Annotated in this window: 27 protein-coding genes; all 27 read right to left on the bottom strand. The window is 39.9% G+C overall.

The window, feature by feature from the left end:
• Nucleotides 1-57: 57 nt before the first annotated feature.
• Nucleotides 58-315, bottom strand: coding sequence for a DUF3243 domain-containing protein (locus tag ACZ5OK_RS08710; protein ID WP_044157489.1), 258 nt, complete (start codon nt 313-315; stop codon nt 58-60).
• 80 nt (nt 316-395) lie between these two features.
• Nucleotides 396-1115, bottom strand: coding sequence for an elongation factor P 5-aminopentanone reductase (ymfI, locus tag ACZ5OK_RS08705; RefSeq protein WP_343841272.1), 720 nt, complete (start codon nt 1113-1115; stop codon nt 396-398).
• Nucleotides 1116-1136: 21 nt separating this feature from the next.
• On the bottom strand, nt 1137-2420 hold the full coding sequence (gene yfmH, locus ACZ5OK_RS08700) for an EF-P 5-aminopentanol modification-associated protein YfmH (protein WP_343841270.1): 1284 nt from the start codon (nt 2418-2420) through the stop codon (nt 1137-1139).
• The gene (yfmF, locus tag ACZ5OK_RS08695; protein ID WP_343841267.1) at nt 2417-3700 is read right to left on the bottom strand and encodes an EF-P 5-aminopentanol modification-associated protein YfmF; all 1284 of its coding nucleotides are present in this window, start codon (nt 3698-3700) and stop codon (nt 2417-2419) included. Before yfmF ends, yfmH begins: the two co-directional genes overlap by 4 nt.
• Before the next feature lie 176 nt (nt 3701-3876).
• Complete coding sequence (locus ACZ5OK_RS08690; protein WP_343841266.1) at nt 3877-4602, bottom strand: GntR family transcriptional regulator; 726 nt, start codon at nt 4600-4602, stop codon at nt 3877-3879.
• 174 nt (nt 4603-4776) lie between these two features.
• Nucleotides 4777-7131 carry a DNA translocase FtsK gene (locus ACZ5OK_RS08685; RefSeq protein WP_343841264.1) on the bottom strand — a complete coding sequence of 785 codons (2355 nt, stop codon included), beginning with the start codon at nt 7129-7131 and terminating at the stop codon, nt 4777-4779.
• A gap of 375 nt (nt 7132-7506) precedes the next feature.
• Nucleotides 7507-7716, bottom strand: coding sequence for a YlzJ-like family protein (locus ACZ5OK_RS08680; RefSeq protein ID WP_343841261.1), 210 nt, complete (start codon nt 7714-7716; stop codon nt 7507-7509).
• A complete protein-coding gene (locus ACZ5OK_RS08675; RefSeq protein ID WP_343841258.1) occupies nt 7713-8468 on the bottom strand; it encodes a ClpP family protease in 756 nt (251 codons plus the stop codon). The genes ACZ5OK_RS08680 and ACZ5OK_RS08675 overlap by 4 nt, the downstream gene beginning before the upstream one ends.
• Before the next feature lie 79 nt (nt 8469-8547).
• A complete protein-coding gene (dapA, locus tag ACZ5OK_RS08670; RefSeq protein WP_343841256.1) occupies nt 8548-9432 on the bottom strand; it encodes a 4-hydroxy-tetrahydrodipicolinate synthase in 885 nt (294 codons plus the stop codon).
• A 26-nt stretch (nt 9433-9458) separates the two neighbouring features.
• Nucleotides 9459-10670: an aspartate kinase gene (dapG, locus tag ACZ5OK_RS08665; RefSeq protein WP_343841252.1), complete on the bottom strand. Its 1212-nt coding sequence runs from the start codon at nt 10668-10670 to the stop codon at nt 9459-9461.
• Nucleotides 10671-10688: 18 nt separating this feature from the next.
• Nucleotides 10689-11744, bottom strand: a complete 1056-nt coding sequence (gene asd, locus ACZ5OK_RS08660; RefSeq protein WP_343841250.1) for an aspartate-semialdehyde dehydrogenase — start codon at nt 11742-11744, stop codon at nt 10689-10691.
• 172 nt (nt 11745-11916) lie between these two features.
• On the bottom strand, nt 11917-12516 hold the full coding sequence (locus ACZ5OK_RS08655; RefSeq protein WP_343841248.1) for a dipicolinate synthase subunit B: 600 nt from the start codon (nt 12514-12516) through the stop codon (nt 11917-11919).
• Between the two features lie 17 nt (nt 12517-12533).
• On the bottom strand, nt 12534-13412 hold the full coding sequence (gene dpaA, locus ACZ5OK_RS08650) for a dipicolinic acid synthetase subunit A (protein ID WP_343841245.1): 879 nt from the start codon (nt 13410-13412) through the stop codon (nt 12534-12536).
• A gap of 179 nt (nt 13413-13591) precedes the next feature.
• Nucleotides 13592-13843, bottom strand: a complete 252-nt coding sequence (locus tag ACZ5OK_RS08645) for a YlmC/YmxH family sporulation protein (RefSeq protein WP_343841242.1) — start codon at nt 13841-13843, stop codon at nt 13592-13594.
• Nucleotides 13844-13891: 48 nt separating this feature from the next.
• Entirely contained in the window at nt 13892-15109 is a 1218-nt protein-coding gene (locus ACZ5OK_RS08640) for a M16 family metallopeptidase (protein ID WP_343841240.1), read from the bottom strand.
• Nucleotides 15110-15140: 31 nt separating this feature from the next.
• Nucleotides 15141-16097, bottom strand: a complete 957-nt coding sequence (locus tag ACZ5OK_RS08635; RefSeq protein ID WP_343841237.1) for a polysaccharide deacetylase family protein — start codon at nt 16095-16097, stop codon at nt 15141-15143.
• 269 nt (nt 16098-16366) lie between these two features.
• Nucleotides 16367-18484 (bottom strand): polyribonucleotide nucleotidyltransferase, encoded by a 2118-nt coding sequence (gene pnp, locus ACZ5OK_RS08630; RefSeq protein WP_343841234.1) that lies wholly within the window; start codon nt 18482-18484, stop codon nt 16367-16369.
• 177 nt (nt 18485-18661) lie between these two features.
• Nucleotides 18662-18931, bottom strand: coding sequence for a 30S ribosomal protein S15 (gene rpsO, locus ACZ5OK_RS08625; RefSeq protein WP_044157470.1), 270 nt, complete (start codon nt 18929-18931; stop codon nt 18662-18664).
• A 128-nt stretch (nt 18932-19059) separates the two neighbouring features.
• Nucleotides 19060-20001, bottom strand: a complete 942-nt coding sequence (ribF, locus tag ACZ5OK_RS08620; protein ID WP_343841229.1) for a riboflavin biosynthesis protein RibF — start codon at nt 19999-20001, stop codon at nt 19060-19062.
• Between the two features lie 40 nt (nt 20002-20041).
• The gene (gene truB / locus ACZ5OK_RS08615; protein WP_343841226.1) at nt 20042-20971 is read right to left on the bottom strand and encodes a tRNA pseudouridine(55) synthase TruB; all 930 of its coding nucleotides are present in this window, start codon (nt 20969-20971) and stop codon (nt 20042-20044) included.
• Nucleotides 20972-21040: 69 nt separating this feature from the next.
• Nucleotides 21041-21397: a 30S ribosome-binding factor RbfA gene (rbfA, locus tag ACZ5OK_RS08610; protein WP_343841223.1), complete on the bottom strand. Its 357-nt coding sequence runs from the start codon at nt 21395-21397 to the stop codon at nt 21041-21043.
• A gap of 32 nt (nt 21398-21429) precedes the next feature.
• Complete coding sequence (locus tag ACZ5OK_RS08605) at nt 21430-21708, bottom strand: DUF503 domain-containing protein (protein WP_343841221.1); 279 nt, start codon at nt 21706-21708, stop codon at nt 21430-21432.
• Nucleotides 21705-23855, bottom strand: coding sequence for a translation initiation factor IF-2 (infB, locus tag ACZ5OK_RS08600; protein WP_343841218.1), 2151 nt, complete (start codon nt 23853-23855; stop codon nt 21705-21707). The genes ACZ5OK_RS08605 and infB overlap by 4 nt, the downstream gene beginning before the upstream one ends.
• Before the next feature lie 4 nt (nt 23856-23859).
• A complete protein-coding gene (locus ACZ5OK_RS08595) occupies nt 23860-24174 on the bottom strand; it encodes a L7Ae/L30e/S12e/Gadd45 family ribosomal protein (RefSeq protein WP_343841215.1) in 315 nt (104 codons plus the stop codon).
• Nucleotides 24171-24446, bottom strand: a complete 276-nt coding sequence (gene rnpM / locus ACZ5OK_RS08590) for an RNase P modulator RnpM (protein WP_044157463.1) — start codon at nt 24444-24446, stop codon at nt 24171-24173. The genes ACZ5OK_RS08595 and rnpM overlap by 4 nt, the downstream gene beginning before the upstream one ends.
• Nucleotides 24447-24460: 14 nt before the next feature.
• On the bottom strand, nt 24461-25573 hold the full coding sequence (gene nusA, locus ACZ5OK_RS08585) for a transcription termination factor NusA (RefSeq protein WP_343841211.1): 1113 nt from the start codon (nt 25571-25573) through the stop codon (nt 24461-24463).
• Nucleotides 25574-25588: 15 nt separating this feature from the next.
• Nucleotides 25589-26062 carry a ribosome maturation factor RimP gene (gene rimP / locus ACZ5OK_RS08580; RefSeq protein ID WP_343841209.1) on the bottom strand — a complete coding sequence of 158 codons (474 nt, stop codon included), beginning with the start codon at nt 26060-26062 and terminating at the stop codon, nt 25589-25591.
• Nucleotides 26063-26070: the final 8 nt, after the last annotated feature.

Genomic DNA, 26070 nt, shown 5'->3' with positions numbered 1-26070 from the left:
TTATGCATTCAAAAGTTTCTGGCACAATAAAAACAAGAGGGAAGCACCCTCTTGTTTTTATTGTATCCCGTTATTTTGTACCATCTTAACCATCATATTAGCAATTGCATGTTTCTCATCATTTGAAGCTACATTCCATAAATCTCTGAGAACTGCTTCCTGGTCATTTTTTGCATCTACCTGAGTGGCTAAATAATCTCCAACCTCATAAGCAAGGTCGCTAATTTCCTGCTGGGACAGCCCTTGACCTTCTGCGTTATGCATTTTGTCACCCAGGAAATCCTTCCATGATTCAAAATTATCTAAGATGGACATATTCTTTCCTCCTTCAAATTGGACCTTTCATCTTTAGTTTGAACCGGAAGCAGGTGATTATTCACAAAAGAAATACCATTTCAGGAGGAAAACCCACCATTAACGTTAATGATTTGCCCATCTATATACTGTGCGCGTTCACTAAAAAGAAACTGCACCACATTGGAAACATCCTGTGTGCTCCCAAATTTCTTTTGAGGAATCGTCTCAAATAATGCATCCCGTTCCTCCGCTGATAAATGTTCATTCATTTTCGTATCAATTACACCTGGACTTACTGCATTTACCCGGATACCACTAGCGGCAACTTCTTTTGATAACGCCTTTACAAAGCTGTTTTGAGCTCCTTTAACTGTTGAATATAAGACTTCATTACTGGCACCAATTTCTCCCCAAATCGAACTAATGAGCACAATATGCCCACTCTTTTGCTTAATCATATCGGGAAGAAGATAACGGGCAATTTTCATAGGCGCCTGCATATGGAGGAGTATCATTTCCTCCATATCCTCATCGGTTACATCCTGAAACAGGCTGAATAATGCTTTTCCACTCGCATAAACCAGTGCATCCACTTTAAAATAAAGCTGATCCATTAGTGTTTGAATTCCTTCCGAGGTTGAAAGATCTGCCTGAATACAGGATAGGATGGACTCGCTTGGAAAGTGCTTCGTCTGCTCCTGTAAACGTTCAAGATTCTGATTACAATGCAGAATGACCTGCCAGCCATCCTGCACCAGATCCTTAGCAATGTTTCCTCCTATATCTCCACTCGCCCCTGTGACCAAACATGTTTTCATCTTTAACTATTCCTTTCTGTCTTACTCGGGAAGGATATAACACGTACTAATACGTTCCTCGCTGATCCAATCCTGCACAATTTGCTCAAACTCTTCCTTCGTCATTTCGTTTAACGTTTCGTATAAATCAAAATAATTCAGACCCAGCTGATGATAATCAATAAATTGATTCGCCGTTCCCTCCAGAGAATTTAAGGTTTTCAGAAGATCACCGGTTTGCTTACGCTTCATCCGGGTGAAAACTTCATCTGACCATTGTTCATTCTTGATTTTCAAGAGCATTTCCTTTAATTTAGCAGATAATTCTTTGGGCTTCTGTGTATTCCCACCGACAAAGGAAAATGCAAAATTTTCTTCAATATGAACTTCGTAATCAAATCCATCTTCAATAAGGTTTTCATTATATAATTCTTCATAATAAGGACCACTTTTCGAAAACAGAAAGTCATAAACCATTTGAGTGACCAGTTTTAATTTCGGTAATTTATCCTTCGTCAGCTGAGACGGGTCTTCCTTAATCCCGACAAGACATTTAGAAACTGAAACGGGCATGTAAATTTCTTCTTCCTTTTTTGCCACCTGAACAGTCTCTTCCGGGAAGGAACGTTTAATTTCGTCAGCAGGGTGAAAGGATTTTCTTTCCTGATTTTCTTTAATTTTTCCCATCATATCCTCTGGCTCGAACTTTCCGGTCACAAATAAAATCATGTTAGAGGGATGATAAAACGTCTCATAGCATGTATATAAGTCATCCTTCGTAATTTCCTGTATAGAATCGACTGTACCGGCAATATCGATTTTGACCGGATGATTTTCATACATAGAGCCGATCGTTCCAAAAAACAACCGCCAATCCGGCTGATCATCATACATCTTGATCTCCTGGGCAATGATTCCTTTCTCTTTTTCAACGGTTTCTTCCGTAAAATAAGGCTCCTGAACAAAGTCTAAAAGTGTTTCAACATTTTCTGTAACATTTTCCGTGGACGTAAATAAGTAAGCTGTTCTAGTAAATGATGTGAAGGCGTTTGCCGATGCTCCCTGCTTTGTAAATTGCTGAAAAACATCCCCATCCTCTTTTTCAAACATTTTATGCTCAAGAAAATGGGCAATCCCATCTGGAACCGTTACATATTCATCTTTATTAAGAGGAGTAAATGTACGATCAACGGAGCCGTATTTTGTTGAAAATATGCCAAACGTCTTCTCCATTTCATCTCTGGGTAATAGATATACATCTAATCCATTTTCCAACGTATCAAAATATAAGGTTTCCTGAATCTGATTTAATGTTTTTGATTTCATGCGTTATCACCTTCACTCGTTAAAAAGTAAATCGTATCCAACTTAACCTTATCAGCAAAAGATATTAAATCCTGTTTCGTTACTTGTTCGACTCCCTCAAACATTTCACCGGGGGTTCTCTTTTGATTGGCCAGAACCTGATGATACATTATCTCAATAATTCCGACTGGATGATCAAAAGTTTCTTTTAACTGATGAATCGTAAGCCTTTTTGTTTCCTCAACCTCAGTATCCGTGAAGTTTCCTTTCTGCATTTCTTCAAACTGCTTGATGATAATCTCTTTCGCTTTATCATATGCTTCAGGAGCAATACCGCTGAAAACAAGTAATAATCCTTTGTGACTTTCAAATCTGGAAGCAGCATAGTAGGCCAGCTGATGCTTTTCCCGAACATTGGCAAATAATTTTGAATGAGGAAATCCGCCAAATAAGCCATTAAACACCTGCATCGTAAAATAGTCGGAGTCCTTAAATGTGGTTTGCGTTCTAAAACCTAAGTGCAGCTTACCCTGTTGTATTTTTTGTTTTTCCGTTACCTCCTGCCCCTGTTTTGATTCTGATGGTGACTGTACCAGTGAAGAGGAATGAACAGGATAACGGTCAAAGCTGAGCGATTGACCAATGGTTTGCTTAGTCTCCTCAACATCCACATCTCCTAAAAGATAAACATCCATACGATCCTCTTTTAGCATCGATTGGAATGTGTTGTACAAAGTTTGGCCATCAATGGATTCCAAATCTTCCAAATATCCGTGTACATGAGTGGCATAAGGCTCATTTTGGCACATTTCATCAATTAAACGCATATTGGCATAACTCATCTTCTGATCTTTAATGGATTCAATTTTCTGTCTGAGGGTTTCCTTTTCTTTTTCTACGATTTCTGACTTAAAAACATTTTCCTCGAGAAGAGGTTTAAGAAGAATTTGCTGAACAAGTTCCATAACCTCATCCATCAGTGAATTTTCATCAGGTAAAAATTTCTCATTCACAAATGACATACGAATCGTAATTAAGTGATTTTCACCTTTCTTTGAAACATCGATATTCAAATCTGCTCCGTATAACTCATCGAGTCTGGTTCGTAATTTTCTCTCACTCGGATAATCCTTTGTTCCTTTCTGCATTACAAAAGAAAGTAAGGCACGTCTGGTGGCTATATCCCTTTGCAAAGGAGCAAGGAATCGGATAACCAGCACATTGGTTTTAAACTTTTTTGTAGGAATTACATGCAGCTGATATCCTTCCATATCAAACTGATGTTCAGTCAATTCAGCCATTCCTTTTTACCTCCTTAAACATACAATCTCTCCATATAGCTTATCATGAATTAGAAAAAGTATCCTTCTATAAGCATAAATTAAAGCGTAAAAAAAACCCTTTATTATTAGAAATAAAGAGTCCTGGATTTCGTATGAACTTATTCCTTAACCATCCCCTTAAGTTAAACACGTACTCAAATTCTCTTCCTTATAACGTAAAAGCTGAATTTGTCCGCTCTGAAATAATTTTTCGAATATAACACAGGCTCATCCTTTTCGTTATAATGCATTTGTTTTAATAAAAGAAGAGATTGATCAGGTTGACAATCAAGTAATAATGAAGCTTTTTCATGAAAACTTACCGGTTCGATTTTCGTTACAGCATACGTTATTCGATAACCCGTGTAATCCTCTATAACCTTCAGCAAGGAGGTATTTTTGTGCACATTTTCAAGGTCAATGGAATCTGGAAGAATGTGATCAATACAGTAAATCACAGGAGTATCATCTGCTGTACGAATTCGCTCAATTTCGACGATTTCAGATAACGAATTGTCATTAAACTGAACCCTGTCTTCCGATGATGATTGAATGATTTCAGTTGCAAGGTAGCGGGAGCCAGGGGTCATTCCGGTTTGAGCGATCATATCCGTTACACTATGCAATTGCTCAATCCCAGAAGCAAAAACGGACTTTTCCTTCACATATGTACCCACACCATGCTTTCGAATGACAATATTGTCTTCCTCCAGAATACGGAGCGCTTCCCGCAATGTGGCCCGGGAAACTCCTAAATCCCTGGACAATTGAAATTCAGAAGGTAATTTTTCGCCTTCCCGATATTTGTTTTTTTCTATGTCATGTTTAATTTGGTCTATGACCTGTAAATATAAATGACGTGAATCATCACGAATGGACATTACATTCACCTCAAATCACTTTCTTTGGAACAACGATGAACCTTAAATTACTATATCATTATTCGACATGCAAATAAAGCAAAACTTCAATCAGAATAAGGTTCCGAACTGTATGGACCAAGCTCCTGTTTTACTATTAATTGGACGAAAAGCAGCCTTAAAGGAAAGGCTGCTTCATGAGGTTTGTTCTTCTTCAACATGATTCGTTAAAACTTTTCGTGGCTTGCTTCCTTCATAAGGACCAACGATTCCCCGATCTTCCATTGCGTCAATTAAACGAGCCGCACGCGTGTACCCAATTCGGAATCTTCTCTGGAGCATGGATACACTTGCACTTTGCATCTCCAGGACGAGCTGTACAGCATCATCATATAATTCATCATCCACTTCCTGTACAACTTCAGACTCTTCCTCAGGGATCATATCCTCCTGATACTGAGCCTTCTGCTGTTCGACACAGTGATCGACAATACGTTCAACCTCTTCATCTGATAGAAAAGCACCCTGAATACGTGTAGGTTTGGAAGCTCCTACCGGGATAAAGAGCATATCTCCTCGACCTAATAACTTTTCAGCTCCACCAGAGTCCAAAATCGTTCTCGAGTCAGTCTGTGAAGATACACTAAAGGCGATTCTTGATGGGATATTCGCCTTAATGACTCCTGTAATAACATCAACAGAAGGCCTCTGAGTTGCAATGATCAGATGAATACCGGCAGCCCGTGCCATTTGAGCCAGTCGTGTAATCGCATCTTCCACTTCATTGGAAGCCACCATCATCAGGTCCGCTAACTCATCAATCAGAACAACAATATAAGGTAATAATGGCTGTTCTTCTTCCTCTGGGCTAATGCTGTTCATTCGTTTCACATATTCATTGTATCCTTCTATATTCCGTGTACCTGTTTCCGAGAATAAGTCATAACGCCGCTCCATTTCTGCTACAACCTTTTTTAATGCTCTCGAAGCTTTTTTAGGATCGGTAACAACAGGTGTAAGTAAATGAGGAATTCCATTATAGACATTCAGCTCTACTTTTTTCGGGTCAATCATCATCATTTTAACCTCGTGAGGCTTGGCTCTCATTAGGATACTGGTAATAATTCCATTTACACAGACACTTTTTCCGCTTCCTGTTGCACCAGCAATTAACATATGCGGCATTTTATTCAGTTCAGCTGTTATAACTTCGCCGGAGATATCTCTTCCCAGCCCAAATAGCAGCTTGGAGGAATTGCCTTTCGGATATGCATCCATAACTTCTTTTAAAGAGACTGTTGCAATTTCCTGATTGGGAACTTCAATACCAATGGCAGATTTCCCCGGTATTGGCGCTTCAATTCGTAAATCCTTGGCAGCTAATGCCAAAGCCAGATCATCGTGAAGATTGACGATTTTACTTACTTTTACACCAGCACTGGGATATACCTCATACTTTGTAACCGAAGGCCCTACATGAACTTTGGAGACTCTTGCTTTAACACCAAAGCTTTCAAAAGTTTTTTCCAGCTTTCGAACCGTAGCCTGAATATGGGACTTTTCTTGTTGCTGAGAGTTCTGAACCGGTTCAACAAGCAGTTCCGGCGATGGCAAGATATATTCTATGTTTTCCTTCTCTGCCAATGGCAACGACTCGTCCAGTTCTGTCTGATCCTCCTGTGACCCGGAATCCTCCTGAACTTCTTGAGTTTGATTTTGGCTTGATTGACCAGTCTCCTCTTCTCCATCAGAACCAGGTTCATGAAAGTCATGGGTATGATATACAGCGTCTGTAAAATCTTCAATAATCGGCTCTTCACCCTTATCTGCAATTTCAGGCGCAGCTTGTCCCATATCAATTTCCGGAGAAGCATCTATATCTGTCGAAGCTGCCTTCTTTTCCAGTTTATCTGCTTTATGTTCGAGCCATTTTTGCTGGAGATTGTTTTTTTGTTCCAACCATTTGTCTTTACTTTTTTCATAGCTTTTCTTTAAAAGATCTCCTAATGAAATTTGTGTCAAAAAGAGAATACCTATAATAAAACCGAAAACAGACAAAATTCGTGCTCCATCCGGTGAAAATAAGTAAAAGCTGAACGCATAAAGACTGGCACCAATTAATCCTCCCCCTAAATAGGAAGCTTCGAGTTCACCACTGAGAAAACCCGTAAAATGACTCCAGGTTGTCTTTAGAATCGATGGGTCAGCAGCTGAAGTCATAATAGATTCAAAGGTTTGGATATGGGTAAACAATAAAAGTGATGAAATAATAATATAAAAACCTGTAAGTTTGGGCTGAAAGAATTTAGGCCAGGTTCTCTTAACCATTAGCGATATCCCTAACCCAAATAGAAATATAGAAGGAATAACAAACCATATCCCGAAAAACAACCGTAATAAGTGCTCCAGACCTCTTGGAATATAACCTGCACCAATAGCACTTATTCCACTTGAAAAAATCGCAAGGGCTATGAATAATAGGCCTAGTAATTCAAACTTCAGACCTTTTTTTATTGTTTTTTTACTTCTTTTCCTCTTTTTCTTTGCCATAGATGTTCACCTCAATATACGGTCGCCTCCGCTTTTCTCTGTCCAGCTGCGGCTTCCTAGGTCAAGGCGGATATAAGCCAAAGCCATTCCGTGGCCAAACCCATGCCACTCCATGTCTTCGTCTTATCCCGCATGACCTGAACAGTCGCCTCCGCTTTTCTCTGTCCAGCTGCGGCTCCCAGGCCCAAGCGGTCATAAGCAGAATCTCCTCCATGGCCAAAATACGGCCACTCCGGATATCCTGCTTATGCCGTCGGGCCTAAACGGTCGCCTCCGCTTTTCTATTATGTAAAAGATAAGCAGCCATACCTCGTGGCTGCTTTTTCCATTCTTATTATATCACAGTGTAGACACGCTTGTAATCATGAAGGGAACTTATAATCGGATCCGATTACCTGGTGTATACTGCTGGTTTAAATAATCATTTGGGTCTGTTGACATGGTCTGCAGAATTTCGTAAGATCCATCCTTCATATCCTGTACCTTTAATACGCGATTTTCAACGGTGACCCATTTACACTGGCTGTATTCCTCCTCATCTGGTGGAAAAATATCATGTTCGCTTAAAGGTGTGTAAAGAATCATTGTATCACCTGACTCTCATTACCGTTATCTTTGTTGTCATCAATCATTTGATTCAGCTTTTCCATAGCTTCCTTTACACCGCCTATTTCGTCAATAAGTCCAAAATTTACTGCATCTGTTCCTACAACGTTAGTGCCAATATCTCTCGTTAAGTTCCCTTTTTCAAACATTAACTCCTTAAATTTTTCCTCTTCAACATTAGAGTGACGAGTGACAAAGTTAATCACTCGATCCTGCATCTTATCTAAGTACTCAAAAGTCTGCGGCACACCTATCACAAGACCATTCAGACGAATCGGGTGAATGGTCATCGTTGCCGTTTCGGCTATAAACGAGTAATCCGTTGACACAGCAATAGGAACACCAATAGAGTGTCCACCGCCTAAAACAATGGAGACTGTGGGCTTTGAAATCGAGGCAATCATTTCGGATATGGCCAGACCTGCTTCTACATCCCCACCTACAGTATTCAAAAGAACAATTAACCCTTCAATTTTAGGATTTTGTTCAACAGCTATAATTTGCGGTATCATATGCTCATATTTTGTTGTTTTATTCTTTGGCGGTAATTGCACATGACCCTCAATCTGGCCAATAATGGGCAGTATATGAACGTTGGAATCAGGGGTTTGGGCAACGTTGGTTTGACCTAATTGCTGTAATTTCTGTACCAGACTACTGCTATTCTGGTCATTCCCTTGTTGCTGTCCATCCTGATTTCCATCTTTTTGTGGATTTTGTTCGTTACTCACTCTATCTACGCCCCTTTTCTATGTTTACATCTTATTATGACCGATAGGACGTATAGACATGCAAAAAAGCCGGCATAAATTATTGCCGGCTTTCATGAATTCCTTCTAAAATACTGACTAATTGTTTATTCTCATCATCATTTAGGGGGATAATTGGCAAGCGTACTCCACCTGCATCAATCCCCTTCCAGTGTAATGCAGCTTTTACAGGTGCTGGTGAAGGAGCTAAAAAGACTCCTTTCATGACCGGCAGCAGATGACGGTGAAGGTAGGCTGCCTGCTGCACATTTCCCTGATCATAATGTTGAAGCATTTCCTGCATCTCATTTCCAATGATATGAGCGGATACAGAAATAACTCCTTCCCCGCCAATCGCTCTGGTAGGGAGAGTTAAAGGATCTTCACCTGTATACAATACGAACTCATCATCTGTCTGTTCAATGACCTCAGCCATTTTATTTAAGTCACCACTTGCATCCTTAATGGCGACAATGTTATCGATTTTAGAGAGACGGACCACTGTGTCGGCTTCCAGGCGTACAACCGTTCTTCCTGGTACATCGTACAGAATAACGGGTAAGGATGTGGATTCAGCAATTGACTTAAAGTGCTCATATAGACCTTGCTGACTTGGTTTATTATAATAAGGGCCTACTAGCATAATCCCGTCTACACCTGTTTGTTCTGTTCTTTTTGTCAGCTCAATGGAAGCCTGAGTGTCATTGCTCCCTGTTCCGGCAATGACAGTTGCTCTGCCATCGACAACCTTCACTACATGATTAAATAACTGAACTTTTTCATCCACTGACAAGGTGGGTGACTCACCAGTTGTTCCAGCCACAACTAAACCATCAGAACCATTCTCAATTAAATACTCAACTAATTCTGTCGTTTTAAACAGATCTACTTTGCTATTATCATCAAAAGGAGTAACCATAGCCGTTAAAATCCTGCCGAAACTCACGAAAAAGACTCCCTTCTCTCCTGATCTCACCCTAGTTCAAATGTGTCATGTAATGCAGTGACTGCCTTTTTTAAGTCATCCTCATGAATCAGTACCCAAATCGTTGTGTGACTGTCAGCGGATTGCAAGATCTGAATTCCTTCAGCAGCTAAGGAACTGACAATTTTTGAAGTGACACCAGGGACACCGGTCATACCTGCTCCAACTGTAGACACTTTTGCACAATTTGGAACGGTTTCCGGCTGATAACCCAATTTTTGAAGCAGTTTTACAGCCTGATCTGCTGATGCACCTGGTACAGTATAGGTTACCCCATCTGGTGAAATATTAATAAAGTCTACAGAAATGTTCGCTTCAGCCATTGTTGTAAAAACATCTTCATGAAGTTTATCCGTATTGGTTTCCGACTTTACATTAATCTGTGTAATGTTGGATAAATGAGCAATACCGGTGATAAGCCGATCAGGAATATCCTGACCATTGGCTTCTGTTCTTGAGGAGGTTACGAGCGTTCCCTCATCATCTGAATAAGTGGAGCGTATTCGCAAAGGGATTTCTGCCTGCATGGCCAGTTCTACTGCCCTTGGATGAATCACCTTTGCACCTTGATGAGCCAGGTTGTTGATTTCATTATACGTAACTACAGATAACGGTCGTGCCTTTTCTACGATTCGCGGATCAGCTGTCATAATGCCTTCAACATCTGTAAAGATATCTACATATTCTGACTTAAGCGCAGCTCCTAATGCTGCTGCTGTAGTATCTGATCCTCCTCTGCCTATTGTGGTTGTTTCTCCATTTTCATCTTTCCCCTGAAAGCCTGCAACGACAACCGCATCATAAACCTCTAATTCTTTTAAAATCCGATCTGTATTTACTCTTTCAATTTTGGCGTTTGTAAATTCACTGTTAGTTAAAAATCCAGCTTGTGCACCTGTCAATGCTGCAGCTTTGACATTTTGCTCATTAAGTTCATTGGAAAACACAATGGATGAAATAGTTTCCCCACAAGAGACCAGCAAATCTTTTTCACGATCTGAAATATACGAATGGGTGTCATTAACCAGGGACAAAAGGGTATCCGTGGCATATGGATCCCCCTGTCTGCCTATGGCTGAAACGACAATAACCACCTTATATCCATCATCCATCGCTTTCTTAATATGAGAGATAGCGCTACTTCTAGTATCCTTTGAACGTACAGAAGTTCCACCGAATTTTTGAACGACTAGTTTCATTGATACACCTCTATAACGTTATTTTTTTAACCAATTATTTTCTATTATACTTTGTGCAATCTGAACAGAATTCCATGCTGCACCTTTTAATAGATTGTCAGATACAACCCATAGATGGTATCCATTGGCCTGATCGAGATCCTGACGAATACGACCGATAAACACATCCCGTTTTCCTTCCGCACTTAAAGGCGTTGGATAGGTTTGTGTTTCCGGATCATCTTCCAGTACAACCCCTGGAGCGTTCTGGAATAGTTCTTTTATCTGTCCGACAGATGCTCCTTCCTGCTCCACTTCAACATACACGCTTTCTGCATGTGATGTGAAAAATGGAAGTCGTACACAGGTTGCAGAAACAGGTAATTCGGTTAAATGCATGATTTTTTTCGTTTCATTAATCATTTTCATTTCTTCAAATGTATATCCATTGTCCTGGAAGACATCAATTTGCGGTAATGCGTTAAATGCGATTGGATAATGCTTCTCATCGCCTTTAACTGGCAGAATCTCGGCATTTAACTCATCACCATTTAAAAAGGACTGAGATTGTTCTTTTAATTCATCTGCGGCTGCGTTTCCCGCTCCAGATACTGCCTGATAGGTCGATACGATCACTCTTTTCAGACCGTATGCTTCACGAATAGGTTCAAGGGCAGCGACCATTTGAATGGTTGAACAATTTGGATTGGCAATAATTCCATTGTGCTCCTTAATATCCTCCTCATTCACCTCAGGAACAACCAGAGGTACTTCGGGGTCCATACGATAGGCACTTGTATTATCGACAACCACTGCACCACGTTTTACAGCTTCGGGTGCCAGTTTTTTTGAAATACTTCCTCCTGCTGAAAACAAAGCGATATCCACGCCTTCAAAGGCTTCAGGCAACGCTTCTTTTATCTCAACTTCTTCCCCATTAAACAAAACCTTCTTACCTGCTGAGCGTTCAGATGCCAGAAGGGAGATTTTATCAATTGGAAAGTTCTGTGCTTCGAGTGTCTGGATCATTTTTTGGCCAACTGCACCTGTTGCACCAACAACTGCAACATGATAGCTTTGTTGATTTTGTGACATAAATGTTTCTCCTTTCCTAAATCATTAATCGTTTAAATCTTCACTAAGAATATAAATAGATTGAAAAGTTGCTCTAATCACAAGTTTACAATACTCAATTTTAAATTCAATGATAACTTGATATAATTATCTCCATTCTAGCATACTCACAGGTTGAAAAGTATGGTTTTCCTTAATTTTCGTTAAACATGCGCTGAATTAGTACCGGTTGATACTGTTCCCGGTCCAGTGCACTTTCTACCGCTGCTTGAAGCTGAGTCATATCAGCAACAAGGGAATTTGGCTTTTTAAATGGGTGATCCTGGCCTAAAGGTATAAAGTAGAAGTATTCACTGGCCATCAATCTCATTAAATTAACACCATTCATGCCTAAAGCATCATTTGTCGACAACCCTAATACAATTGGGTTCTGATTTCTCATGGTTGCTTTAGCAGCCATTAATACCGGCGAATCGGTTAATGCATTTGCCAATTTACTTAAAGAATTTCCTGTTAATGGCGCAATGACCATACAATCTAACGGATACTTCGGTCCAAGAGGTTCTGCATCCGGAATGGTTGAAATCACTTTTTGTCCGGTGATTTCCTCAATTTTATTGACATGATCCACCGCTTTCCCAAACTTAGAATCTACAAATTTTACAGTATTGGAAATCACAGGAACCACTTCAGCACCTGCATCTACCAGCTGTTGAATCTGTGGAAAAATTTCCTCATACGTACAATGAGAACCGGTCACTCCAAATCCAATACGTTTCCCTTTGATATCCATACGTCATAACTCCTTTCTTATTGTTCATCCGTTAAAATTTGAGTGATGACACCAGCCAATATATCTCCTGCTGTTTTTGGAGCCACAATGGAGGGCAGACTGGGTGTTAATATCGCCTTTACCCCTCTGCGTCTGGCGTAGCGAAAATCAGTGCCTCCAGGTTTTGACGCTACATCCAGAATAATAGACGTGAGAGGCAGGTTTTGAATGACCTTCACATTCACTACTGGTGCTGGAATGGTATTTAATAAAATATCACAATCATATACGGCTTCACTTACTTCTTTCATTTCAAAGGGTTCAAATCCCATTTCATAAATACGAGCAAGATCCTTTTGACATCTTGCCCCTACCTTTACTTTGGCTCCCAAAGCCTGAAATGTCCTTGCAATCGTAATTCCAACTCTTCCAAAGCCAAGAACCACTACTTTTGATCCATGTATGGTGAAATCTGTGTACTGTATGGCTAACATGAGTAATCCTTCAACGGTTGGAATCGAATTATAAATCGCTACATCATCGCGATTGAATAACGGGATCAATGTAAGATCCTTTTCTTCGCATAAATTGGTTAAATATGAATTTGTAATACCAGTAAAGACCTGACAGGATGGTGACAGTTGGTCTAACCATTCTTCCGTTAATCTTGGAGAATAACTGGAAAAATCAGTATCTAAATAGCCTTCCTGATCTACCCCACGTACAGGCAGAAGTACTGCATCTAAATGATCTGGTTTAATTTCCTCCATATTGGTCTTATTAACGCCTGGTATATCCTCTTCTAACTCGTCATACCCGACTAAATACAGGGTTGCATCCCAATCACAAAGCTTCTTAATGATTTGCAGCTGCCTGGCATCACCACCAAGCACACCTATTTGATAACCTGTTAACATGTCAGCACCTCACTATAGAGAACCGTTATTTTTAATGAATAAGCCCAAATTCATTTACGATGTTATCTTATGACCATAAGCCAATAACGTGAATGTTTTCTTCTCTTTGAAAAATGACGAATAAAAAAACCTTTGTTTCCGCCATTCAAATGCGAAAACAAAGGTTTTTTCCTGCTGATTTAACCTTGATATGGATCCTGATAGGGCTTTACAACGACAATATCGTCTCCGATCGTTTCAATTTCACTCCAATGAATCTTATCCTGCATTTCTCCCTTTTTAACACCGAACCATTTATAATCCGGAATTAATATGGATTCAATCTTTCCTGTTTTGATATCAATATCTAAATCTGTCTGACCTAAAATCCCCAGGCGGGTACCTTTGGATACATCAATCAATTCCTTCCCGCTCAAGTCTTTAAATCTCATTTTGTTCCCTCCCACTATTACTTTATGCGCAGGGAATGAAAGTTATTTTTAATCTTTTGCTGAGATTAATGCACTTGAATAAGGCTGATTAAATATTTGCTGAATACTGTTATTGATTAAATGATGGTCTACGTTATCAATGAGCTGAATAATATCATCAAGAGAGCGATGGCGCTTAAGCAGCAGCTCATTTTTACCGTTGCGGCTCATCCTGCTGTTTGTGCTTTCTAAACCCAGCATTAAATTCCCTTTCAGCTGTTCCTTACTGTTCTTCAGCTCCTTATCTGTCAGACCATCAGAAATTAATTTTTGAACCGTATCGTGAATCGTTTCTTCCAGTACCTCTAATTGATCATTACCTGTTCCTCCATAAATGGTTAACAGACCATCATCAAGGAAGGAGCTATGATAGGAAAACACTGAATAGGCCAGACCTTTTGTTTCCCTTACCTCCTGGAATAATCGGGAACTCATACTGCCACCTAATACATTATTCACAACGACAAGACTGTAAATATCATCATGACCTACAGGAAGCCCCTGGTACCCCAGGCAAAGATGAGCCTGTTCGGTATCCTTCTTTCGCTTAAAGTGCTGATGCTGAAAGTCGGGTTTATCAAATTGATTCTTCCCGCCCTTACGCTCAAAGGTGCCGAACAGCTTTTCAACATCTTTGAAAAATCCTTCATCCACATTTCCCGCCACAGAAACCACAACATTTTCCGGGCTGTAATTCTCCTCCATATAGGCTCGCAAATCCTCAGGTTTAAAGGATGCCAGGGTTTCTTCCGTGCCTAAGATTGGATAGCCCAATGGATGCTTCCCATAGCTTGCTTCCGACAGCAAGTCATGAACAATGTCATCCGGGGTATCTTCATACATCTTAATTTCCTCATTAACAACCTTCTTTTCCCGTTCCATTTCTTCCTGATCAAAGGTGGAATGGAAAAACATATCAGCCAGAATATCCAGCGCATAGCTTGCATGTGTATCCATAACCTTTGCAAAGTAACAGGTATACTCCTTGGAGGTAAAGGCATTCACTTGTCCTCCAATTGAATCAAAGCTTTCTGCAATTTCACGAGCGTTCCGATTTTCAGTCCCTTTAAACATCATATGTTCGATAAAATGGGAGATCCCATTATTCAGATTTCCTTCATTTCGGGAGCCTGCTAAAACCCATATTCCAATCGATACAGATCTGACAGTCGGGATTTCTTCTAATACGATACGGAGTCCATTATCACATGTATATTTTTTAACCAAAATTCATCCTCCTAAATAAAACATATTCATTTCATGATCTGTTCTCTGATAATAAATTTCCAACGGTACCAATTTTATAGTTTTTTTCCTTGATTTTCAAAATTAAGTCCTCAAGTGTATCCTCCATTACTTTTGTCGGGTGCATTAAAATCATGGATCCCCCTTCTAATTTTGGTATAACACGATTCATAACTTGAGCCTTAGAAGGATTATCCCAGTCAATGGTGTCAATCGTCCACATAATCGTCTCCATGTTATGTTCAGCAGCGACGTTGACAACATATTTATTAAAGTTACCCGCAGGTGGAGCTAAAAATTCAGGCTTCTTTTTAATAATAGATTTAATAATGCCGTTGGTCTTTGTAATCTGATCGGTAATTTGTTCTTTGTTCATTTGACTCATATCAGGATGATTATAGCCGTGACTGCCGATTTCATGACCTTCCTCATTAATCATCTTTAATAGCTCAACATGATCCTGTGCCCATTTTCCATCTATAAAAAATGTTGCCTTCAGGTTATGTTTTTTTAGCGCTTTAATCATGTTTGGTATATATTCTTCTCCCCAGGAAACATTGATGAGAAAAGAAACCATTTTTTTGTCCGGATGTCCCCGGTAAACAGGAGCGGCAGGGAGGTCATCAAACGTAACCTCAGGCTCTGTTTCATTATACACGAGCTTCTCTTTATTAAATTCCCCTGTATCCTCCATTTTTAAATAGGATTTATCCACATTTACCTCTAAACCATTTAAACCCGGCATTTTTTTCCACACTTTATGTATTTTAGCATTTTGAGGCTCTACCTCAAAGCTTGGAGCCTTTTGTTCAATTTCCTTATAAAGTGAATCACTTTTATCGACAGAGGATACTGAAATATTTTCCATAACGGAAACATAGTCTTTAGTATAAGTATTCTCAAATAAACCATATGACAGCATAACAAGAACGACAAATAATATACCCTGAATCCAATAACGCCGCCTCATAAAATCCCCCTCTCCCTAAACCCTATGAAAAACAAGCCCCGTGTAGAACATAGAAAAGCGAAGGCGAGCGGTTAGGTCATGCGGGATAAGACGAAGACATGGAGTGGCATGGGTTTGGCCACGGAATGGCTTTGGCTTATATCCGCCTTGACCTGGGAGCCGTAGCTGGACATAGAAAAGCGAAGGCGAGCGGTTAGGTCCGGCATAAGCAGAATGCCCAAAAAATCCAATAAAAAAGAAACTGGCAGGCCAGCTTCTTACTTTATCGTCTATTCAGTTTCCTTATTCGCAACTCCTTGTTCCTTCATTGCATCCTTTCGTGAAAGATTAACTCTTCCCTGGTTGTCGATTTCTTTTACTTTAACCAGAATGTCATCTCCAATGGAAACAACGTCTGAAACATTCTTAATATGACGTTCATCAAGCTGTGAAATATGAACAAGACCTTCTTTACCTTTGAAAAGCTCTACAAAGGCTCCAAACTTTTCAATGCGCTTAACTTTACCAAGATATGTCTTACCTACTTCAACCTCACGAACCAGGTCTTCAATAATTTGCTTCGCCTGTTTGTTCATATCCATATCGGCTGATGAGATAAAGATGTTTCCATCCTGTTCAATATCAATTTTTACGCCTGTTTCTTCGATAATCTGGTTAATTTGTTTACCGCTTGGTCCGATGACATCTCTGATTTTATCCGGGTTAATGCTCATCGTTAAGATTTTTGGTGCATGTGCAGAAAGCTCGTGACGTGGCTGCTGTATGGTTTCAAGCATATGGCCGAGAATATGCATACGCCCTTTTTTCGCTTGTGTCAGAGCTTCTTTCAAAATCTCACGTGACAGGCCTTCAATTTTAATATCCATCTGAAGAGCGGTTACTCCATCTTTTGTTCCGGCAACTTTAAAGTCCATGTCACCAAGATGGTCTTCCATGCCCTGAATATCTGTTAAAATCGTATAATCTTCGTCCTGTTTCACAAGTCCCATAGCAATACCCGCTACTGGAGCTTTTATAGGCACACCTGCATCCATCATAGCCATCGTGCTTCCACAAATACTTGCCTGCGATGTTGAACCGTTTGATTCCAACACTTCAGAAACAACCCTGATTGTGTATGGGAATTCCTTTTCAGAAGGAACAATAGGCTCTAAAGCACGTTCACCCAGTGCACCATGTCCAATTTCACGACGTCCTGGCCCTCTAATTGGACCGGTCTCACCTACACTAAAGGAAGGGAAATTATAGTGATGCATAAAGCGCTTTGATTCTTCCAGGTCAAGTCCATCCAAAATCTGAACATCGCCCAATGCTCCTAATGTACATACACTTAAGGCCTGGGTTTGACCTCTTGTAAACAGACCCGATCCATGTGCTCTTGGCAACACACCCACACGGGAAGACAATGGTCTGATTTCATCCGGAGCACGACCATCCGGACGTACATTTTCTTTTGTGATTAAACGGCGTACTTCATCCTTAACCAATGCATCCAGTACATCCCGAACTTGTCCAAGGACATCTTCATCCTGTTCCTCTTCTGTATATTTCTCCAGTACTTCATTTTTTACTTTTTCAATCGCTTCATCTCTTGCGTGTTTTTCCTCTACCTGAATAGCCTGGATTAATTCTTCCTTAGCATCTTTTTCAACCTGTTCCCTGATGGATGCTTCTGGTTGGAAAAGTTCAACTTCCATTTTTTCTTTGCCGGCTTCTTCAATAATTTTTTCCTGAAATTCAACCAGTCTTTGAATTTCTTTATGACCAAACATGATGGCTTCCAGCATGACTTCTTCCGGAACTTCATTCGCTCCAGCTTCTACCATGTTAACGGCATCCTTCGTACCTGCAACAGACAGATTGATATCACTTTTCTCCAACTGATCTACAGTAGGATTAATAATGAATTCGCCATCAATTCGTCCAACAATAACACCTGCAATCGGTCCGTTAAATGGAATATCAGAAACTCCCAACGCAATGGAAGACCCAATCATGGCGGCTACTTCTGATGAGCAGTCCTGATCAACACTCATAACTGTACTGATCACCTGTACCTCATTACGGAATCCATCCGGGAATAGCGGTCTTATTGGACGGTCAATGAGTCTGGAGGTTAAAATTGCTTTTTCGCTTGGTCTCCCTTCACGCTTGATAAAACCACCCGGAATTTTACCTACAGCATATAATCTTTCTTCATAGTTCACTGTAAGCGGGAAAAAGTTTAGATTCTTCGGTTCATTTGATGCAGTGGCTGTACATAATACAGCTGTTTCTCCATATCGTATCATGCATGCGCCGTTTGCCTGTTTAGCAAGTTCGCCAATTTCAACTTTAAGCGTACGGCCAGCTATATCAATGGAGTACTCCTTTTTATCTTCTGCCATTTTGTACTACTCCTCTCAAACAAAAAAATTACGTTTATAGTTAGATTGTAACTACTGCGTATAAATTTATGTAAAAAATACTCCTATCCAAAATATAACAAAAATTCTTCCTATAGAAAAAGCGGGATTCTATCCCGCTTTTTATCTTTCTCTGCTGATCCGCGGATAAAAACAAAATTAGCGACGCAGACCAAGTTTTTTAATTAACTCACGGTAGCGAGTTACATCTTTTTTACGTAAGTAGTTCAGCAAGTTACGGCGTTTACCTACCATCTTCAAAAGACCACGACGTGAATGGTGATCCTTCTTATGATCACGCAAATGCTCGTTAAGCTTGGTAATCTCTTCAGTTAGGACAGCAACTTGAACCTCTGGAGATCCAGTATCGTTTTCATGTGTCTTAAACTCATTGATGATTTCATTCTTACGTTCTTGTGTTAAAGCCATCCTGTTTCACCTCCTATTATTATAATCCCCATTCTCCTAGCATAGCGTTGGTGAAGCGCTAAGCCAAGCGATGGTTGAATAACGTACGGATTATACGATACAACTTTTTGACTAAAAATGCAAGAGGTTTATGAAGAAATCGCAAAAAATTGTCGTATCATTTCCTCATCATGACGGAGCTGTGACTTTAACTCCTCAATACCAGAAAATTTTTGTTCTTCCCGTATATACGTAAAGAAGTCCACCTCTGCCTCTTTACCATAAATATTGCCAGAAAAATCAAAAATATACACTTCTAAGGATGGTTTTGCATCACCTTCCTTAAATGTAGGTTTGTAGCCAAGGTTAGCCATTCCGTAATAAGTTGACCCATTTAAGGCAAGCTGTACTGCATATACGCCTACTTTGGGCAAATAATAGTCATCAGAAAGCTGTATATTTGCTGTGGGAAATCCGATTGTATGACCCCTTTGACTTCCCTTTTTAACTCTTCCTTTTAAACGATAAGGTCTTCCTAACAGCTGGCGGGCATCATTCATCCGGCCTTCAGCTATCTTGTTACGAATGGCTGTAGAACTAATCTTTTCATTATTATGACTCACTTTTTCTATCATCGACAGGGTAAACTCACCTTTGGAATGTTCCTTCATGGTATCCATATTTCCTTTACCCTTATGACCATATGTAAAATCAAAGCCTGCAACTAAGTGCTTAACACCAAGTTTAATTAAAAACTCTTCTGCAAATTTATCGGGTTCCAATTGCGCCAGAGATTCATTAAACTTTACAATAAAGACATAATCAATCCCTAAATTTTCAAATTGCTCCAGCTTAGCTCTTTTTGGAGTAAGATAATGGACCTCCTGAATTTCTTTATTTAAAACAACAGAAGGGTGAGGATGAAAGGTCATCACTGCACTTTTCAAATGTTTTTCTTCGGCTGCTTTTTTTGCCTCACCAATGACCTTCTGATGACCAAGGTGAACCCCGTCAAAATAACCAATAGCCAGAGCCATATCCTGTACATCCAAGGATTTTTCAATTGGATATTCCAGTTCAAATACTTCCATTTTTCCACCTTCTTTACAGCAGCAAGTATGTTTGTTTCGCCTACGTTTGAGCAGGAACCTGAAACATTTTATAGGGCTTCATAAAATCCTTCTTACTGGGATGAATCTGATAGAGAGCGATTAATTCATTTGTCGTTTCAGCTTTAATCCGAAAAGGGTCTGTACTCGGCATGTTTTCAGGTAAAGGTAACACTTGTCCATGTTTATAGCGGGAGACATCCTGTTCACTTATATACAGTGTATCAAATTTTTGTAGAGCAAAGTCGATTGAGTACAGATTTTCTTCAATTTTATCTTCCAATACAGCCTTCTTAAGATCCTCTATCGTTAGGGATTGTGTCTGACGAAATGTCCCCGATTCCGTTCGAGTCAGCTGTGACATATGTGCAGGATAGCCTAAAGCGGAACCTATATCTACACATAATGTACGGATATACGTACCTTTTGAACATTTTACACGTATACGAAAGGAAGCTGTTGAATGATCCTGTGACCAGTCAATGCTTTCAGACAAAAGCTTCAGATGATGAATGGTTATACTTCTTTGCGGGCGCTCCACTTCTACCCCCATTCTCGCATACTCGTAAAGCTTTTTCCCTTTTACTTTTACAGCAGAATACATGGGTGGAGTCTGCTCGATTTCCCCTTCGAATTCAGATAGTGTCTGTACAATATCATCAATCGTGAGAGTGTCTGAAACCTTTTCCTTTTTGATGATTTGTCCTTCCTGATCCTCTGTTTCAGTGGCAATTCCCAGCGTTATTTCCGCTTCGTAAACTTTTGGAGATTCCATAATAATAGAAGATATTTTAGTGGCTTGTCCAATACAAATCGGTAAAATTCCATCAACCTGGGGGTCCAGCGTTCCTGTATGACCGACTTTTTTCATTTTCAAAAGCTTTCGAACCTTAAACACGCAGTCGTGTGAGGTCAAACCAGGTTCTTTCCATAAAGGGAGGATTCCATCCATATTTGACCCTCCAATCTTCTTTGTTTAAACAAGTGAAAAGGATAGACATAAATGCCTATCCTTTCATGCCTACTGTTCATCCGTGTCTTCGTTGAGTTCACTTATAATCCGTTCAATTCGATTTCCGTATTCAATCGTCTCATCAAACTCAAAGGTGATCTCAGGAGTCTTTCGTAAGCGAATTCGTTTCCCTATTTCGGAGCGGATAAACCCTTTCGCTTTTGCAAGTCCGGCGAGTGTATCATACTTTTGCTCGTCATCTCCTAAAACAGAAATGAAAATTTTTGCCTGCTGCAGATCACCGGTGACTTTTACATCTGTTACTGTAACAAATCCAATACGGGGGTCTTTAATTTTCTTGCCAATAATATCCCCAAGTTCTTTTTTCATCTGTTCTGCAATTCGATTGACACGAAGTTCACTCATTTGCTAACACCTCTTTATAACAAGGGATGAGTCTATAACCACTCAATTTGTTTATTTGTTACTTCAAGTTCAGAAAAGGAGTCTGTTAATTTTACGATTTCCTGAAGAACCTTTTCTGCCTGTATTTTGTCAGATGAGACATGTGCGATGCCTACTAATGTTCTTTGCCACAAATCCTGATAATCAAGTTCACTTATGGACACATTAAATGATTGCCTGATCCTGTGCAAAAACCGTTTTAACACGGACCGTTTCTGCTTTAATGAATGGGTGTCATAAATGAAGCATTCGATTTCAAGATACACGATCATACAGGCTTAACTTCCTCCATAACAAAGGCTTCAATAATGTCTCCTTCTTTAATATCATTGTAGTTTTTAATTGTAATTCCGCACTCATACCCTTGAGCAACTTCTTTTACATCATCTTTATAACGCTTTAATGAATCAATTTCACCTTCAAATTGGACAATACCATCTCTAATAAGACGTACACCAGCATTTCGGGTAACTTTACCTTCAGTAATATAACAACCCGCAATGGTTCCTACTTTAGAAACTTTAAAGGTTTCACGGACTTCTGCCTGACCTGTTATCTTTTCATGATACTCAGGGTCCAGCATACCTTTCATCGCCGATTCAATCTCTTCAATGGCTTTATAAATAACACGATGAAGTCTTACATCTACATTTTCTGTTTCAGCTGCATTCTTCGCATTGGCATCCGGTCTTACGTTAAAACCAATAACAATAGCGTTAGATGCAGAGGCAAGGATAATATCAGACTCTGTAATGGCACCTACACCCGTGTGAATAATTTTAACTTTAACACCTTCAACCTCAATCTTACGCAAGGATGCTGCAACAGCCTCAACGGATCCCTGAACATCTGCTTTTACAATAAGGTTAATTTCCTTCATATCCTGCTGTTTTATTTGTTCAAACAGATCATCAATATTTACTTTCGCGGAATCGTTACGCTGTGCTTCAATTTGCTGCTGTTGTCTTGCTTCACCAATTTGACGCGCTTTCTTTTCGTCTTCAAAGACAACAAATCGGTCACCTGCTTCAGGTACTTCATTCAGACCTGTAATCTCAACTGGAGTAGATGGGCCTGCTTCTTGTATACGACGTCCTTCATCATTGACCATAGCTCTTACACGGCCAAATGTATGACCCACAACTAATGAATCACTGACATTCAGTGTTCCATTTTGAACAAGTAGAGTGGCAACTGGACCACGGCCTTTGTCTAATTCAGCTTCTATTACTGTACCGACAGCAAGGCGATCAGGGTTAGCCTTCAGCTCTTCAACCTCTGCAACCAGGGTAATCATTTCAAGTAAATCATCAATGCCTTCTCCTTTAAGTGCAGACACAGGAACATAAATCGTATCTCCACCCCAGTCTTCCGGAACGAGCTCGTACTCCGTCAATTCCTGCATGACACGGTCAGGATTGGCTCCCTCTTTATCAATCTTATTAACAGCGATAATAATAGGCACTTCAGCTGCTTTCGCATGATTGATGGCTTCAACAGTTTGTGGCATAACGCCGTCATCAGCAGCCACCACCAGGATGGCAATGTCGGTTACCTGAGCACCTCTTGAGCGCATACTTGTAAAAGCTGCGTGACCCGGTGTATCCAAGAAGGTAACTTTCTTTCCATTTTCCGGCTCAATTTGGTAGGCACCAATATGTTGAGTAATTCCACCTGCTTCTCCCTCCGTCACCTTTGTATGGCGAATGGAATCAAGTAAAGTGGTTTTTCCGTGGTCAACGTGACCCATAATCGTCACTACAGATGGACGCTCAATTAAATCCTCTTCAGCATCTTCAAAATCATAATTTTCGATGTCTGTTTCATCAACCACCACTTCTTCTTCAACTTCTACCCCATATTCCTCACAAAGAAGTTCGATGGTATCCTTATCAAGATCCTGATTAATTGTGGCCATCACACCAAGAAACATCAATTTTTTAATAAGCTCGGAAGGCTCTTTATTTAATTTCTCCGCCAGTTCACCAACTGTTAAAGAGCCGGAGAAAGTTATTTTTTCAGGTGATGCCGGTTTTTTATTTGATTGTTGTTTTTCATTCTGATTTTGATTTTGTTGTTTCATAGTATTTTTATTTTTCTTTTGTTTCCCTTTTTTATGACCATTTTTTTTGTTTTCCTGTTGCTTTTGACCGGCATTTTGAGATTGGTTGTTTTTCTTATTCTTAGGGTTACTGTTGTTTTGCTTAGTTTGCTCAGGCTTATTACCCTGCTGTTTGGGCTGGTCATCCTTCACCGTACCACCAAATCCAAATTCCTTATCCAGAATAGCTTTGGTTCCATCTGTAATGGTGGACATGTGATTGGATACCTCTATATCTAAACTTTTTAGTTTTTCAATAACTTCCTTACTTTTTAATTGGTTCTGTTTTGCGTATTCGTAAATTCGCAATTTACTCATACATTCACCCCCGGTTAGTTTCTTCGAGCATGGAGATAATCTTTTTCGCAAATCCGTCGTCTTTAATACCTACAGCCACACGACCATTTTTACCCATGGCCTGTGATAATTGGTCACGATCATCTCCAATGACAAACGGTATATCATAATACGTACACTTATCTGTAAATTTCTTTTTTGTGTTTGGTGCTGCATCTTTTGCTATAATTAACAGCTTCATCTGCTTCGAGCGAATATCTTTTAAAATGGCTTCCTCTCCTAAACTGCATTTTCCAGCTCTGAATGCCAATCCAACTAGATTTAAGTAGGAATTTTTCAATGTTTTACACCTTCAACGTAGTCTAGTAATTCCTGATATATTTCTGTATCCACCTTTACATTAAAGGTTTGAGATAAAACATCTTTCGCTTTTGCCTGTTCAATAACATGTTTATCCTTTGTTAAATAAGCTCCACGGCCATTTTTCTTTCCTGTTTCATCTATAAAGATATCGCCGTCTTTATTTTTCACTACGCGGATAAGTTCCTTCTTAGGCTTCATATCTTTCGTCATCACACATTTTCGCAAAGGTGCTTTTTTATTTTTAGCCATAAGAAAATCTCCCCTTACTCAAAAGAATTTTCTTCTTCTGGTTCAGAATCAGCTTCTTCTTCCTCATGGTTTTCCTCAAGCAGCCCCTCTTCCAAAGCTACAGATTCACTCTTTATATCAATTTTCCATCCTGTTAATTTAGCAGCAAGACGAGCATTCTGGCCACGCTTTCCAATAGCTAATGATAACTGATAATCCGGAACGATAACTGTTGTGGCATTATCTTCCTCATCCACTAATACAGAAAGCACCTTGGCCGGGCTAAGAGCATTCGAGATATAAACGACAGGATCCTCTGACCACTCTACGATATCAATTTTTTCTCCTTTTAGCTCATCCACTACAGCCTGAACCCTTTGACCACGCTGACCAACACAAGAACCAACAGGATCAATTTCAGGATCCTCGGCATGTACGGAAATCTTTGAGCGGTCTCCAGCCTCTCTTGAAACAGATTTAACCTCAACAATACCATCATAAATTTCAGGGACTTCCATCTCAAACAAACGTTTTAAAAGTCCAGGGTGTGTACGGGAAACAAAAATTTGCGGTCCCTTATTTGTGCTCTCCACTTTTGTCAGAAAAACTTTAATCCGGTCATGTACTTCATAAGATTCATTTGGCATAACTTCATTATGCGGTAAGCGACCTTCTGCTTTTCCTAAATCGATATAAATAAAGCGATGATCTTTACGTTGAATAATTCCCGTCATAACATCTTCTACACGATCAATATAATCATTATAAATGACACCGCGCTCAGCTTCCCGAACACGCTGAGTAACGACCTGCTTTGCAGCCTGAGCCGCAATCCTGCCAAAGTCCTTAGGTGTTACCTCAAGCTCTACAATATCCCCTTCTTCGTAGCTTGGATCTATTTGCTGGGCTTCGTGTAAGGTGATTTCGGTCTGGTCGTCTTCAACAGAGTCAACAACCGTTTTTCGTGCCAGTACATGCATTGAGCCTGTTTCTTCATTCAGATCCACACGTACATTTGTTTTTGATTTAAAATTCTTTTTATAAGCTGAAATTAAGGCAGCTTCCAGGGCATCCATTAAAATTTCTTTATCGATACCCTTCTCTTTCTCTAAATATTGGATTGCCTCAAAAAGATCGGCGTTGTTCACCTTGATATCCTCCTTTTAATTAAATGTAACAGCTAAGTGAGCTTTAGCTATCTGATCGAAGGGAATTTCAACATTCTTTGTTCTGGTTTTAACTTTCACTTCCAAATTAACAATCCCATTTTCAACAGAACGCAGCTTTCCTTCAAATTCTTTTTCACCATCAATAGCCTTATAAACCTTCACATACACGTTTTCACCTGTATGATCGATAAAGTCCTGCTCCTTTTTCAGCGGTCTCTCTACCCCTGGCGAAGATACTTCAAGATAATAGGGGTCTTTTACAGGCTCTGCTTCATCTAATTTCTCACTGAGCGCTTCACTCACTTTTCCGCACTCTTCTATATCCACACCGCCTTCTTTATCGATATAAACACGAAGAAACCAGTTCTTCCCTTCCTTCACAAACTCTGTATCTACAAGTTCCAGGTTCATATCGTCCAAAATGGGTTGTACGAGCTCTTCTGTCGTCTCTGTTACTTTTTTTCCCATTCCGATCA

This window comes from Salinibacillus aidingensis (assembly GCF_055393355.1).
Note: the sequence above shows the minus strand (reverse complement) of the source record. Positions and strands in the feature narration are given on the sequence as shown.

Coding starts and splice junctions, on each gene's coding strand:
- dapG (WP_343841252.1), bottom strand. CDS start 10,670: ATGAAACTAGTCGTTCAAAAATTCGGTGGAACTTCTGTACGTTCAAAG.
- ACZ5OK_RS08655 (WP_343841248.1), bottom strand. CDS start 12,516: ATGGATATCAAAGGGAAACGTATTGGATTTGGAGTGACCGGTTCTCAT.
- ACZ5OK_RS08605 (WP_343841221.1), bottom strand. CDS start 21,708: ATGATCGTGTATCTTGAAATCGAATGCTTCATTTATGACACCCATTCA.
- ACZ5OK_RS08685 (WP_343841264.1), bottom strand. CDS start 7,131: ATGGCAAAGAAAAAGAGGAAAAGAAGTAAAAAAACAATAAAAAAAGGT.
- ACZ5OK_RS08680 (WP_343841261.1), bottom strand. CDS start 7,716: ATGATTCTTTACACACCTTTAAGCGAACATGATATTTTTCCACCAGAT.
- rimP (WP_343841209.1), bottom strand. CDS start 26,062: ATGGGAAAAAAAGTAACAGAGACGACAGAAGAGCTCGTACAACCCATT.
- rnpM (WP_044157463.1), bottom strand. CDS start 24,446: ATGGCTAAAAATAAAAAAGCACCTTTGCGAAAATGTGTGATGACGAAA.
- asd (WP_343841250.1), bottom strand. CDS start 11,744: ATGTCACAAAATCAACAAAGCTATCATGTTGCAGTTGTTGGTGCAACA.
- ACZ5OK_RS08690 (WP_343841266.1), bottom strand. CDS start 4,602: ATGTCCATTCGTGATGATTCACGTCATTTATATTTACAGGTCATAGAC.
- rbfA (WP_343841223.1), bottom strand. CDS start 21,397: ATGAGTGAACTTCGTGTCAATCGAATTGCAGAACAGATGAAAAAAGAA.
- ACZ5OK_RS08635 (WP_343841237.1), bottom strand. CDS start 16,097: ATGAGGCGGCGTTATTGGATTCAGGGTATATTATTTGTCGTTCTTGTT.
- pnp (WP_343841234.1), bottom strand. CDS start 18,484: ATGGCAGAAGATAAAAAGGAGTACTCCATTGATATAGCTGGCCGTACG.
- yfmF (WP_343841267.1), bottom strand. CDS start 3,700: ATGGCTGAATTGACTGAACATCAGTTTGATATGGAAGGATATCAGCTG.
- infB (WP_343841218.1), bottom strand. CDS start 23,855: ATGAGTAAATTGCGAATTTACGAATACGCAAAACAGAACCAATTAAAA.
- ACZ5OK_RS08710 (WP_044157489.1), bottom strand. CDS start 315: ATGTCCATCTTAGATAATTTTGAATCATGGAAGGATTTCCTGGGTGAC.
- ACZ5OK_RS08645 (WP_343841242.1), bottom strand. CDS start 13,843: ATGAGATTTAAAGACTTGAGCGGGAAGGAATTGATTGATGTATCCAAA.
- truB (WP_343841226.1), bottom strand. CDS start 20,971: ATGGATGGAATCCTCCCTTTATGGAAAGAACCTGGTTTGACCTCACAC.
- dpaA (WP_343841245.1), bottom strand. CDS start 13,412: ATGTTAACAGGTTATCAAATAGGTGTGCTTGGTGGTGATGCCAGGCAG.
- rpsO (WP_044157470.1), bottom strand. CDS start 18,931: ATGGCTTTAACACAAGAACGTAAGAATGAAATCATCAATGAGTTTAAG.
- yfmH (WP_343841270.1), bottom strand. CDS start 2,420: ATGAAATCAAAAACATTAAATCAGATTCAGGAAACCTTATATTTTGAT.
- ribF (WP_343841229.1), bottom strand. CDS start 20,001: ATGGAAGTATTTGAACTGGAATATCCAATTGAAAAATCCTTGGATGTA.
- ymfI (WP_343841272.1), bottom strand. CDS start 1,115: ATGAAAACATGTTTGGTCACAGGGGCGAGTGGAGATATAGGAGGAAAC.